The 13042-nt window shown below is 46.1% G+C and carries 15 protein-coding genes; 7 read left to right on the top strand and 8 right to left on the bottom strand.

Annotated elements, in window-relative coordinates:
- The first annotated feature begins 326 nt into the window (after positions 1-326).
- Positions 327-875: a gamma carbonic anhydrase family protein gene (locus AWH66_RS25260; RefSeq protein WP_063604593.1), complete on the top strand. Its 549-nt coding sequence runs from the start codon at positions 327-329 to the stop codon at positions 873-875.
- Here the strand turns inward: AWH66_RS25260 and AWH66_RS25255 are convergent.
- The 4 genes from AWH66_RS25255 to tsaC form a co-directional block, all read right to left on the bottom strand.
- Positions 872-1135, bottom strand: a complete 264-nt coding sequence (locus tag AWH66_RS25255) for a DUF1488 family protein (protein WP_063604592.1) — start codon at positions 1133-1135, stop codon at positions 872-874. The two genes, AWH66_RS25260 and AWH66_RS25255, sit on opposite strands and share 4 nt — an antisense overlap.
- 3 nt (positions 1136-1138) lie before the next feature.
- On the bottom strand, positions 1139-1966 hold the full coding sequence (gene aroE, locus AWH66_RS25250; RefSeq protein WP_063604591.1) for a shikimate dehydrogenase: 828 nt from the start codon (positions 1964-1966) through the stop codon (positions 1139-1141).
- 79 nt (positions 1967-2045) lie between these two features.
- Complete coding sequence (hemF, locus tag AWH66_RS25245; protein ID WP_063604590.1) at positions 2046-2951, bottom strand: oxygen-dependent coproporphyrinogen oxidase; 906 nt, start codon at positions 2949-2951, stop codon at positions 2046-2048.
- A gap of 9 nt (positions 2952-2960) precedes the next feature.
- Complete coding sequence (tsaC, locus tag AWH66_RS25240) at positions 2961-3518, bottom strand: L-threonylcarbamoyladenylate synthase type 1 TsaC (RefSeq protein WP_063604589.1); 558 nt, start codon at positions 3516-3518, stop codon at positions 2961-2963.
- Positions 3519-3701: 183 nt separating this feature from the next.
- Here tsaC and purE point away from each other — a divergent pair, with 183 nt between their 5' ends.
- Both purE and AWH66_RS25230 read left to right on the top strand, forming a co-directional pair.
- The gene (gene purE, locus AWH66_RS25235) at positions 3702-4187 is read left to right on the top strand and encodes a 5-(carboxyamino)imidazole ribonucleotide mutase (RefSeq protein WP_063604588.1); all 486 of its coding nucleotides are present in this window, start codon (positions 3702-3704) and stop codon (positions 4185-4187) included.
- Positions 4188-4189: 2 nt separating this feature from the next.
- On the top strand, positions 4190-5320 hold the full coding sequence (locus AWH66_RS25230) for a 5-(carboxyamino)imidazole ribonucleotide synthase (RefSeq protein WP_063604587.1): 1131 nt from the start codon (positions 4190-4192) through the stop codon (positions 5318-5320).
- 50 nt (positions 5321-5370) lie between these two features.
- Here the strand turns inward: AWH66_RS25230 and AWH66_RS25225 are convergent, their stop codons facing one another.
- From AWH66_RS25225 to AWH66_RS25210, 4 genes are read right to left on the bottom strand one after another with little or no spacing between them, the layout of a single operon-like run.
- The gene (locus AWH66_RS25225) at positions 5371-5943 is read right to left on the bottom strand and encodes a DNA topoisomerase family protein (RefSeq protein ID WP_063604586.1); all 573 of its coding nucleotides are present in this window, start codon (positions 5941-5943) and stop codon (positions 5371-5373) included.
- A gap of 36 nt (positions 5944-5979) precedes the next feature.
- Entirely contained in the window at positions 5980-6456 is a 477-nt protein-coding gene (locus AWH66_RS25220) for a DUF494 family protein (protein WP_006072999.1), read from the bottom strand.
- A gap of 2 nt (positions 6457-6458) precedes the next feature.
- On the bottom strand, positions 6459-7559 hold the full coding sequence (dprA, locus tag AWH66_RS25215; RefSeq protein ID WP_063604585.1) for a DNA-processing protein DprA: 1101 nt from the start codon (positions 7557-7559) through the stop codon (positions 6459-6461).
- Complete coding sequence (locus AWH66_RS25210; protein WP_063604584.1) at positions 7552-8640, bottom strand: LysM peptidoglycan-binding domain-containing protein; 1089 nt, start codon at positions 8638-8640, stop codon at positions 7552-7554. Before AWH66_RS25210 ends, dprA begins: the two co-directional genes overlap by 8 nt.
- A 115-nt stretch (positions 8641-8755) precedes the next feature.
- Here AWH66_RS25210 and def point away from each other — a divergent pair, with 115 nt between their 5' ends.
- The 4 genes from def (at position 8756) to trkA (ending at position 13041) form a co-directional block, all read left to right on the top strand.
- Positions 8756-9265 (top strand): peptide deformylase, encoded by a 510-nt coding sequence (def, locus tag AWH66_RS25205; RefSeq protein ID WP_063604583.1) that lies wholly within the window; start codon positions 8756-8758, stop codon positions 9263-9265.
- Between the two features lie 17 nt (positions 9266-9282).
- Entirely contained in the window at positions 9283-10230 is a 948-nt protein-coding gene (gene fmt / locus AWH66_RS25200) for a methionyl-tRNA formyltransferase (RefSeq protein WP_063604582.1), read from the top strand.
- Between the two features lie 89 nt (positions 10231-10319).
- Complete coding sequence (gene rsmB / locus AWH66_RS25195) at positions 10320-11597, top strand: 16S rRNA (cytosine(967)-C(5))-methyltransferase RsmB (protein ID WP_063604581.1); 1278 nt, start codon at positions 10320-10322, stop codon at positions 11595-11597.
- A 67-nt stretch (positions 11598-11664) separates the two neighbouring features.
- Positions 11665-13041: a Trk system potassium transporter TrkA gene (trkA, locus tag AWH66_RS25190; RefSeq protein WP_006073005.1), complete on the top strand. Its 1377-nt coding sequence runs from the start codon at positions 11665-11667 to the stop codon at positions 13039-13041.
- The last annotated feature ends 1 nt before the right edge of the window (position 13042 follow it).

Genomic DNA, 13042 nt, shown 5'->3' with positions numbered 1-13042 from the left:
ATAGGTTTATATTGTTAAAGAGCTTGTTTCGAGCTTTGCTCAAAACGGACGGTCATTTTAGCGAGATAAGTTGTCGTGTCAACCACTTTTTTCAACTTATTTTGCTAAGCTTCTTAGAAGCTTGAGACCTTCTGACTGGATGCGAACTTTCGTCTGCGTTCCCTTGTCAGCGAGGGGGCATTATAGAGATCGAAATCTTCTTGGCAATACCCAAAATGCATTTTTTTCTGTTTTTTTGTTTGGATGATTATATTTTGCTCTTTAGCCCTATAAATAGCCTTAAATTAGCGCCAAACTAACTAGCAAATATCGAATTAGGGAACACTATGACTTCAATACGTAGCTACAAAGGCATCTCTCCTCAACTTGATGATTCGGTCTATATAGATAGGACCAGCGTGATTGTTGGAGATGTACGTTTAGGAAAAGACGCCAGTATCTGGCCTTTGGTTTCTGCTAGGGGCGATGTGAATCACATCGTTATTGGCGAGCGTACCAATATCCAAGATAACAGTGTTCTGCATGTTACTCACAAGAACAGCGATAACCCTGAAGGTTATCCGCTACTTATAGGAAATGATGTAACCGTTGGACATAAAGTAATGCTTCATGGTTGTATCATTGAAGATCGCGTTTTAGTGGGAATGGGGACTATTGTTCTCGATGGTGCAGTTGTTGAGTCTGAGGTAATGATTGGTGCCGGAAGTTTGGTACCGCCGAATAAGAGACTTGAAAGTGGTTATCTATATGTAGGAAGCCCGGTAAAACAAGCACGCCATCTCACGGATAAGGAACGTGCTTTTTTGCAGAAGTCAGCTGATAACTATGTTCAGAACAAGAACGACTATATGCACAAGGTGCATTCCATTCGTTAACGAATGACTATCTTACCTTGCTCATCAAAGCTCTCATCTTCTATGAGAGCTTCTGCTATTTCTTCTATATCAAAACGAACAGAGTCAAACATTGATATAGCCTCTTGTTTAGAGACCTCTTTCTGATAGGCGAGTTGAGCTAGCTTTTCTAAACTCACCAAACAAACAATAAGCATACCCGATTGGTGCGCATGAAATTCAACCATTCCAGTTGCTTCATCCCACGTCGCTTGATCGGAGAATAGAATAGATTGATTCATCACTTAAGCCTCGAGGTTCTTTCTTAGCTCTCTAAGAATTTGTTTCGTCCCTGGTCTTAGTCCACGCCATAACAAAAAGCTTTCTGCAGCCTGTCCCACCAGCATACCTAATCCATCATAAACACATCGAGCACCGGACGTTTTGGCCCAGTGATTAAATGTTGTTAGTCCCTGGCCATAAGCCATATCATAACTGACTGTATTGGCACCGAAGATCGCATCACTAATATCAGGTACTTGCTTATATAAACTAGCAGATGTCGAATTGATTACCACATCATAGGCACTGCCAACACTGTTTATCTCAGTCGCTTGTATGGTGCCAAAAGGCGAAAACAATTCGGCCAGTTGTTGAGCTTTTTCAAAAGTACGATTAGTAATAGTTATGGAACTTGGTTGTTGATCGAGCAACGGCTTAAGTACGCCTCGAGCTGCACCGCCTGCTCCTATAACCAAAATTGAAGCACCCGCTAATTGCACTTGATGCTGCAATAAGTCTTGAACCAACCCTTCTCCATCAGTGTTATCACCAATGATTTCACCATCATCCAGTTTCTTGAGTGTGTTGACCGCTCCGGCTAGTTCAGCGCGCTCGGTTAATCGACTGGCGAACTGGAAAGCATCTTCTTTAAATGGCGCGGTGATATTGCAGCCTCGGCCACCATCAGCAAAAAACTGACTAGCTGCTTGAGTGAACTGGCCCTGTTCAGGCTGCAAACGTCCATATTCAATATTTTGAGAAGTTTGACGTGCGAAGAGTGTATGGATGTAAGGAGACTTGCTTTGTGAAATGGGGTTTCCAAAAACGACGTACTGATCGGGCTTGCTCATATCCTTGCCTGTTGCGTGCCAAAGTGAATAGTTCGACACTATCACTTCGGCACTCATTCGCCAAGCTATGCCTGTCGCTTTACCAGTCTCGCGGTTGGAGGAAGTGCGCGTAAAGCTCATTTTCTGGTGAGCCTTCTTCTGGCTGATAACTATATTCCCACCGAGCTAGCGGTGGCATCGACATTAAAATAGACTCCGTACGGCCACCACTTTGCAAGCCAAACAACGTGCCTCGGTCGTAGACCAAGTTAAATTCTACATAGCGGCCACGTCGATAGAGTTGGAACTGACGCTCTCTCTCTCCAAACTCTGTATGCTTGCGTTTCTGTACTATCGGTAAATACGCATCGGTATAACTAGAACCAACGGCTTTCATATAAGCAAAGCTTCGCTCGAACCCCCATTGATTGAGGTCGTCAAAAAACAAACCACCTACACCACGAGTTTCGTTACGATGAGGAAGGAAGAAGTACTCGTCACACCATTTCTTATGTTCGCTATAGACCTGCTCTCCAAATGGCGCACAAATATCCTTGGCAATTTGGTGCCAGTGCTGACAATCTTCTTCAAATGGATAAAACGGCGTAAGATCAAAACCACCACCAAACCACCAGATAGGCGCTTCACCCTCTTTTTCAGCAATAAAGAAACGCACATTGGCATGGGATGTTGGAATGTAAGGGTTTTTAGGATGAATAACTAAAGACACGCCCATTGCCTCAAATTTTCGACCAGCTAGTTCAGGTCGGTGAGCTGTCGCGGAAGCTGGCATTTTGTCTCCATAGACATGAGAAAAGTTAACACCACCTTGCTCGAAGACCACACCATCTTTTAATACTCGACTGCGACCACCACCACCTTGCTCGCGCTGCCATTCATCCTGCTGAAATGTTGCACCACCATCTTCATGTTCAAGCTTTTGGCAAATATCATCCTGGAGCTGTAATAAAAAAGCTTTGACCTGATGTTTATCCACTTGTTGCATCTAATATCCTCAGCCTTGTCTCAATACTTTTAACGTTCTTGCATCTCGAATTTCACTCGGTTTATTACGACCGCCAGTTTCACCATCAAGAATTTCCGCCAATCGATCACCTAATTGCAATTTGACTTCTTCGGTTGTCATGCAAGAAGGCATTCCTGACAAGTTGGCACTGGTCGAGGTAATCGGCTTACCATAAGAAAGGCAAAGATGCTGTACTAACTCGTGATCGGTAACTCGAACCGCAATCGTATCGAATGCCCCACTAAGCCATGATGAGACTCTGTCACTCGCTGGCATAATCCAGGTATAAGGTCCTGGCCAAGTATTTTGTACACTTTCGAGCTGCGTCGCGGTCAATTTACTCTCGTCAACATAAGGTCGAAGCTGTTCATAGTTGGCAGCGATTAGGATCAGTCCTTTCTCTACCGGACGTTGTTTTACTGCCAGTAGTTTTTCAATGGCACTGATATCATCAGGATCACAACCGACACCAAATACTCCTTCAGTCGGATAAGCAATCACTTCACCAGATTTAAGTGCGGCAACTGTACTTTGAAAATTATCCACCGAGCCTTCCTTTTATTAAAACCTAAACAATTAATTTACATTTCAACGGCACTATGCGGAAAAGCGACATGAGAATCCAGAAAAAAACACAAAAATCACTCACGCAAACGTTCTCCTTAGAAAAAAATCCTCGTATAATGCGCGCAAATTAGTCCATTTGCACAAGCCTTGAAGGAGCTTCGGATGAAAGTCGGCATTATTATGGGTTCAAAATCAGATTGGCCAACCATGAAACTAGCAGCAGAGATGCTTGATCAGTTTGGAGTAGATTATGAAACCAAGGTTGTCTCTGCACACCGTACACCTCAACTACTAGCAGACTATGCAACGACCGCAAAAGAACGTGGCATCAAAGTTATCATTGCTGGAGCAGGCGGTGCGGCGCACCTTCCAGGCATGGCGGCAGCGTTCACTAGTGTTCCTGTCCTCGGAGTTCCTGTACAGAGCCGAGCACTAAAAGGCATGGATTCTTTGCTGTCTATTGTGCAAATGCCAAAAGGCATTGCAGTTGGCACACTCGCTATTGGTGAAGCCGGTGCAGCAAATGCGGGAATCTTAGCGGCACAAATCATTGGTGTTCATGATGACGCCGTGATGGAAAAAGTCGAAGCCTTCCGTAGCCAACAGACCGAAACCGTTCTTGCTAACCCAGATCCGTCTGAGGACTAATAATGAAACACGTATTGGTACTTGGAGCAGGTCAGTTAGCGCGAATGATGTCGCTGGCTGGCGCGCCTCTCAACATCAAGATATCTGCCTTTGATGTGCGCAGCGAAAACATTGTGCACCCCCTAACTCTGGAAGTGCTTGGGCAAGGTCTACAGCAAGCCATATCGCAAGCTGACGTTATTACCGCTGAATTTGAACATATTCCCCTCGATGTCCTAGCTACCTGTGAAGCAAGTGGGAAGTTTTTGCCATCGACAGAAGCGATTAAAGCCGGTGGTGATAGACGTATTGAAAAAGCACTGCTTGATAACGCTGGAGTTAAGAACGCAACCTATGCGGTTATTACTGAACGTAGCGATCTTGATACAGCTGTCGCCACCGTAGGTTTGCCTATGGTACTTAAGAGTGCGTTAGGCGGCTATGATGGCAAAGGACAATGGCGACTCAAAACATTAGAAAATATAGAGCAAATCTGGACTGAAATGGCTCAGTGCATTGCGGATTCAGATAATCAAGCCATCGTGGCTGAAGAATTTGTGCCGTTCCAACGTGAAGTATCACTTGTGGGTGCTCGCAACCAACACGGTGATATTGCGATTTATCCACTGGCAGAAAATGTACACACTGACGGAGTACTTACTCTGTCTACTGCTATCGATGAGCCTGAGCTACAAGCACAAGCTGCGCAAATGTTTACCGCTGTCGCCGAGTCTCTCGAATATGTCGGTGTATTGGCACTGGAGTTTTTCGATGTAAACGGCCAACTTCTCGTCAATGAAATTGCGCCGCGCGTGCACAACTCAGGACACTGGACTCAGCAAGGTGCCGATACGTGTCAGTTCGAAAACCACCTACGTGCAGTTTGCGACATGCCTCTTGGTTCCACGGAAGCCGTTAGAGCCACCTCTATGGTTAATATCCTTGGTGAAGACTCCGTTCCTGATGCTGTTTATGCTCTAGCTGGATGTCATGTTCATTGGTATGGCAAAGAAAAACGTGCTGGACGCAAAATGGGGCATATTAATGTGTCGGCAGCAAGTCAACACGAGTTAAAAGCAACACTCGTTCAGCTTGCAGACTTACTGGATGAGTCAGCCTACCCTGCTCTAAAACCCGCAGCACTTGCGCTGTAAGCATTAGCTAGCCTAAATACAAAAAAACGGCTCCAATTAGGAGCCGTTTTTTATTCCTGTACTTTCTGGCACCGTCTCGATGCACATTCCAACACCGTTCCTGCTGCGCGTTTTTTCTCAACCAGCAACGTGTAGCCACAATACTGACACACTCCGGGAACCGGAACATGATTCACGGCAAACTTGCACTTTGGATAACTGTCGCACGCAAAAAACACTTTTCCAAAACGTGATTTACGCTCTTTTAGCGCCCCTTTGCTGCACTCTGGACAGCTAACGGAGTCTTTTGCTTCTTGCTCTGGCTCATCTTGTTTATTTGGCGACTGAATGAAATGGCAGTCTGGGTAATTGCTACACCCAATAAACATACCAAAGCGTCCTTGACGTAACAGCAATTCTGAACCGCAATCGGGACAAGCGACACCAAGCTCTTTGATAATATGCCCATCATTTTGATGCAGAGGTTTAATATAATCACAGCTTGGATATTGGTCGCAGCCTAGAAACGGACCATGTTTGCCATTCTTAAGTAGCAACTTGCCTGAATGACACTGTGGACAGGGCTCATGATCCAACGCATGTTCATGAGCCGAGAAAAGTTGGTTATCGATTTTACCACTCATGGGTGTCTCTTAACTTATCGCCAAATTTGGTTTAGCTTAGTGGACTACACCCCTCTCTGCGGTGTAGATCAGTTCTTCCATGAGAGTGTACGCGTTTTCGTTGCCAGGAACATTGAACAAAACCATCAAAATGATCCATTTTAGGTCGTCCAACTCAAAATCATTGGTTTCCAGCCCCATAACACGATCAATAACCATTTCACGAGTTTCAGCTGTCAACACACCAATCTGCTCCAAGAACAACAGCAAGCCACGGCTTTTCACATCCATACGTGACATTTCTTGCGCCGTATAAATACGTGTCGATGTCGCAGCGCTGGTTGCAATGGCCGATTGATTATCCGCATTTTGCAGTTCGGCTAAATCCTCTAGCCACTCTAACGCTTTATAAATATCTTTTTGCTTAAAGCCTGCTCGCAGCAGTTCATCCTCAAGTTCGTCTTGGTCTACCTGCAGATCTGCATCACTATGCACGTAGGTTTCGAACAGGTACATCAGTATGTCCATCATCATAGCTAGCCTCTCCCCTTAAGAATATAACCACCGTTAACTGCAACAACATGCCCTAATAACTCAAGCTCTAGTAGCTGTTGCATGACCTCTTGCACAGGAATATGGGTCTTTTGCGCTAAAATATCAACTGGTGTTGCCTCTATTCCTACGTTAGCCAACAGATCGGGAAATGGCAATTCTTCTTTATCAATAACTTGGTCAAAAAGTGTCGGTTGTACTTTTTTAGACCAGTTGGTGAGAGATTCTATTTCACTAAGAAGATCATTAGGAGACTGCACCAAACAAGCCCCCGATTTGATCAGCGAGTGACAACCACTATGAAAAGGATGGCGAATTGAGCCAGGAATAGCAAAAACATCTCGTCCTTGCTCAGCCGCGTATTTGGCAGTAATCAACGAGCCGCTTTTCTCTGTCGCTTCCACCACTAATACAGCTAAAGACAACCCACTTACGATTCGGTTACGACGGGGGAAGTGCTCAGCCCTAGGTTTTACCGAAGGTAAATGTTCACTGACTAACGCACCATGCTCTGCAATGCGAGAGGCCAATGACTTATGACGTGCCGGATAGATTTGCGATAAACCAGAACCCAATACGGCAATAGTAGGACCTTGTGCATCCAGCGCTCCTTGATGAGCGTGACCGTCAATGCCCAAAGCTAAGCCACTCGTCACGCAGTAATCATGCTTTGCAAATGTACTGGCATAGCTGCGAGCAATCTCTAGCCCTTCCAAAGTAGCATTGCGACTTCCCACCATGGCAATTTGAGGTGCCGCAAGTAAGGATAACTGCCCCTCAACAAATAAAACCGGCGGCGCTCCCTTGGTTTCACTCAATAGCGGCGGATACGCCTTATCGCCACTGGCCACAATGTAGCGACGCTCTACCGACGCCCAAGCGAGAGCCTGTTCAGCAAGCGCTATCGATTGATGATGGATAAACGCCACTTGATGCGACTTCAAACCAATAGAAGCCAGTTCCTGTGGTGAATAGCTAACAATGTTGAGCGGACTATCTATCGCTCGTAACTTTTCGAACGTGACAGCACCGATGCCGGGGCAGAGAGAAAGCCGCAGCCAAGCTAGAGTGCGAGCGTCACTCACGATGCGCCCTATCGCTGCTTGGTGGCACAATAATGGTTTGCTTGGTGATTGGCTCTGGAGACTCGGTAACCAGTGCGACACTAAAACGTTGATAACTGTGAATCACCATCAATCGCCCTATGTCTATTAATGGAAACTGAGACATAGCTACATGAGACTCGTCACGACCACTTAAACCATGCTGACCATCGGAATAAACAAATGTTTCACTGGGCCTTTTTAGTATGTAGCTACTGCCTTCAACAACAGAAGCGTCTTGCCCTGCATTCAACACTACCGTATGTCCTTGAACCGCAAAATGCAGAGAATTGAGCATTCCTACGATACGAAGATCTTCTACATTAGGTCCTGCTTTTGGCTCAATAAGCGTTGATGATTCATCCCGAGCTAGCTCGGAGATAGGAATAGCAATGTCTCCTCGCTTGAGCTCATGATTAAAATCCGTCAACTGCAAAACAGCAATATCATTTACCTGTTTCATCAAACGGGCTGTCGCCAGTCGTTTAATTTCTCTCATAGTAAAGTGCTCATCATCATTGCGATAAGGCTTCCCTACTCGGTAAATGACCCAGTTTTGCTCACGGCCTTGATAATCAATGTAAACCTCATCTTGATTGGAAATGTAATCCAAGCCACGACTAGAGCCTACTATCTTAGGATACGTAGCTAACTCACTCGCTAGCATCAATCTCTCTTGTTCTCTATAACGAGCAATAGCACGAGGATTTAACGAGCTCGACGGCTGTTTTAGCGTAACGTCCGTCACCGGAGAAAGGCGCCTTAGCGTTTTCTTAATCAATTGCGGTTGCCCTGCTACCCAGACTAATAACAGCGTATCTCCCGGATAAATTTTATCGGGATTGGCTATATGATAATTATGCCGCCAAAGCTCTGGCCAGCGCCAAGGAGAGGATAAGTATCGTCCTGAAACTGCCCATAAAGTATCTCCAGACTTAACAACATAATGTCGAGGCGCATCTGGTTTGAGGAAGTCGCTTACGCTAGCGTGAGATTGAAACGCCCATAAGGTGACAGAAAAAAGAGATGAAAGAGTCAATAACAGACATATTCCCTGCTTCATACACCGCAATCCTTCGCTTTGTTTCAAGGGATGCTGTCATTTAGGTGCGAAAATGTCTAGAATTGAACCAACGAAGTCCATGCCTATTCGGCACAGTTCAACATTTTGAGTGTATATGTCTGTATTACAAGTATTAACTTTCCCGGATGATCGCCTAAGAACGGTAGCTAAGCCCGTTGAAGCCGTAACGCCGGAAATCCAAAAAGTCGTCGATGACATGATTGAAACCATGTACGACGAAGAAGGAATTGGCCTTGCAGCAACGCAAGTTGACTTTCATCAGCGAATTGTTGTGATTGATATTTCAGATACTCGCGACCAACCGATGGTGCTTATCAACCCAGAAATTACCGAAAAGCGCGGTGAAGATGGTATTGAAGAAGGCTGCCTTTCGGTCCCAGGTGCTCGCGCACTTGTACCACGCGCCGCTGAAGTGAGTGTCAAAGCGCTGAACCGCGATGGGGAAGAGTTTACGTTTGAGGCAGATGACCTACTGGCAATCTGTGTACAGCATGAGCTTGACCACTTAGAGGGTAAACTGTTTGTTGATTACCTTTCTCCTCTAAAGCGTAAACGCATCAAAGACAAACTCGAGAAAATTAAGCGCTTCAACGCTAAACAATAATATTAAGTGAGGTTTCCGTGAGCCAATCATTACGTATTGTGTTTGCCGGTACTCCAGACTTCGCCGCCCGTCACTTGGCGGCGTTATTGTCTTCGGAGCACGAGGTTATCGCTGTTTACACCCAGCCTGACAGACCAGCAGGCCGAGGCAAAAAGCTAACGGCAAGTCCGGTCAAAAACATTGCCCTTGAGCATGATATTCCAGTTTATCAACCCGTCAATTTCAAGTCTGACGAAGCTAAGCAAGAGCTCAAAGACCTCAATGCCGATATCATGGTGGTTGTCGCTTATGGTCTGTTGCTGCCACAAGCAGTTCTTGATACTCCAAAACTAGGTTGTATCAATGTTCATGGCTCAATCCTGCCTCGCTGGCGTGGTGCTGCACCTATTCAACGCTCTATTTGGGCTGGGGATGCACAAACCGGTGTGACGATTATGCAGATGGATATTGGCCTAGATACCGGTGATATGCTGAAAATTGCCACACTACCTATTGAAGCCACAGATACCAGTGCGACCATGTACGATAAGCTGGCAGAGCTTGGCCCACAGGCCTTAGTCGAATGTCTTGCTGATATAGCCTCAGGCAATGCTGCGCCAGAAAAGCAAAATGACGATGAAGCGAACTACGCCAGCAAGCTAAGCAAAGATGAAGCGAAGATCGATTGGAGTCAGCCAGCAGAGTTCATTGAACGCTGTGTTCGTGCTTTCAACCCATGGCCTATGAGCTTCTTCTCTGTAGAAGAAAACAACATCAAAGTTTGGCAATCTCGGGTAGAGGACAATGCGACAGAATCAGTGGCTGGGACTATTCTTAAGGCTGATAAAACAGGAATTTACGTCGCGACCGGTCAAGGCACCTTGGTGTTAGAACATATTCAAATACCGGGCAAAAAAGCCATGCAAGTGAGTGATGTATTAAATTCTAAAGCCAGCTGGTTTGAAGTGGGTAGCATTCTGAGCTAAGAATGCAGATGCTCATTGATAGTTAGGGCCAGCACGTTGAGTGCGGCCTTATTTTATTTTTAATGTCGATAAAAATTTAGGTAACCAACATGAATGTTCGCGCTGCTGCGGCCAATATCCTTTTCCAAGTGGTTGATAAAGGTCAATCTCTATCGAGCGCCCTTCCATTAGGCCAGCAACAAGTAAAACCTAGAGATCAAGCCTTATTGCAAGAGATTTGCTTTGGTGCGCTGCGCATATTACCTCGTTTGGAATCCGTTGCATCCGAGCTAATGGATAAGCCATTGAAAGGCAAACAACGTGTATTTCATCACCTGATTTTGGTCGGCATCTATCAAATTGGCCACATGCGAATTCCTGCTCATGCAGCGGTGGGAGAGACCGTAGAAGCAACCAAAACGCTGAAGGGCCCGAGATTACGTGGCCTTATCAATGCAGTACTACGCAACTACCAACGCAACCAAGAGCAGCTAGATGAGATTTCCGTCAGCCACAATGCTGGAAAATACGGCCACCCTAGTTGGTTACTGAAGCTACTGCAAGAAAGCTACCCACAACAATGGGAAGCGATTGTAGAGGCCAATAACACCAAAGCACCTATGTGGCTGCGCGTGAACCACCAGCACCTCAATCGTGACGATTATCAAGCACTACTCAAAAATGAAGGCATAGATTCCACCGCTCACTCTGAAGCCTTGGATGCTCTAAAATTGGCCGCCCCTTGCGATGTCAACAACCTTCCCGGTTTCGATAAAGGTTGGGTATCGGTACAAGATGCCGCCGCGCAACTTTCTATCAACTACCTAGAACCTAAAGATGGTGAGTTGATTTTGGATTGTTGTGCCGCGCCTGGAGGCAAGACTGCACATATCCTGGAGCGTACTAAAGACAGCCAAGTGGTAGCTATTGATTGTGATGAAACCAGATTGAAGCGTGTTCATGACAATCTTAAGCGCCTACAGCTACAGGCTAAGGTGGTATGTGGTGATGCGAGAACACCAAGTGAATGGTGGCAAGGTGAACAATTTGACCGCATTCTATTAGATGCGCCGTGTTCTGCAACCGGGGTGATTCGTAGACACCCTGATATCAAATGGTTGCGCCGCTCCGATGACATTGAAGCACTCGCAGAGCTACAGCGTGAGATCTTCGACGCTATGTGGCAGCAATTAAAATCAGGTGGAACACTGGTGTACGCCACTTGTTCAATCACACCACAAGAAAACAAAGAGCAGGTAAAAGCATTCCTTGCTCGCACAGACAACGCACAGCTTATTGATTCAGACATCGATAACCCAGGACGTCAGATTCTTCCTGGAGAAGAAGATATGGATGGTTTCTATTACGCTGTGCTAAAAAAGGCGTAGAATGCTAACTTATTGATAGCTATGCTAGTGACTCGTTAAGTCGAATTTATCAAAAGAGCGCAATGTTATGAAAATCATCATTCTTGGAGCAGGTCAAGTTGGTGGCACACTCGCAGAGAACCTTGTGGGTGAAAACAACGATATCACCATCGTCGATCGCAACGGTGACCGTCTAAGGGAGCTGCAAGATAAATACGATTTGCGAGTCGTCAATGGCTACGCTAGCCATCCTGATGTATTGCGTGAAGCTGGCGCGCAAGATGCTGACATGCTAGTGGCGGTGACCAATATGGACGAAACCAACATGGCTGCGTGCCAAGTTGCGTTCTCTTTATTCAATACGCCAAACCGTGTCGCTCGAATTCGTTCTCGTGAATACCTGATTGAAAAAGAAAGTCTGTTCAACTCAGGAGCAATCCCCGTTGACCACCTGATAGCTCCAGAAGAGTTGGTGACCAGCTATATCGAACGATTGATCCAATACCCTGGGGCATTGCAAGTCGTCAGCTTCGCGGATGAACGCGTAAGCTTAGTCGCAGTCAAAGCCTATTATGGTGGTCCACTCGTAGGCAATGCACTGTCGACTCTGCGTGAGCATATGCCTCACATTGATACCCGAGTAGCGGCTATTTTCCGTCAAGGGCGTCCGATTCGCCCACAAGGCACGACTATTATCGAAGCGGACGACGAAGTCTTCTTCGTAGCAGCAAGTAATCACATTCGCTCAGTAATGAGTGAATTGCAACGACTCGAAAAACCATACCGCCGCATCATGATTGTTGGTGGTGGTAACATCGGTGCTAGTCTTGCTAAGCGTCTAGAGCAAACTTACAGCGTGAAGCTTATCGAGCGCAGTTATAAGCGCGCCGAAAAGCTTTCTGAAGAGCTAGAGAATACCATCGTTTTTTGTGGAGATGCCGCGGATCAAGAGCTGTTAACTGAAGAAAACATCGACCAAGTAGACGTATTTATTGCACTCACCAATGAAGATGAAACCAACATCATGTCAGCGATGCTGGCGAAGAAAATGGGCGCAAAAAAGGTCATGGTACTGATTCAGCGTGGGGCTTATGTTGATCTTGTGCAGGGTGGCACCATAGACGTGGCGATTTCACCTCAGCAAGCGACTATTTCCGCTCTACTTACCCACGTTCGTCGTGCCGATATAGTAAACGTATCATCACTGCGCCGCGGAGCCGCAGAGGCGATCGAAGCAGTTGCTCATGGTGACGAAACCACATCTAAAGTGGTTGGCAAAGCCATTGGTGACATAAAACTACCACCAGGTACCACAATTGGCGCTATTGTACGTGGCGAAGAAGTACTTATTGCCCATGATCGCACCGTGATTGAGCAAGATGATCACGTAGTGATGTTCCTCGTGGACAAAAAATACGTGCCTGACGTTGAGGCATTGTTCCAACCAAGTGCATTCTTCCTGTAAG

The sequence above is a fragment of the Vibrio barjaei genome (assembly GCF_001639065.2).
GTDB lineage: Bacteria > Pseudomonadota > Gammaproteobacteria > Enterobacterales > Vibrionaceae > Vibrio > Vibrio barjaei.
The sequence above is the reverse complement of the archived record's forward strand: the minus strand, read 5'-3'. Positions and strand labels throughout refer to the sequence as shown.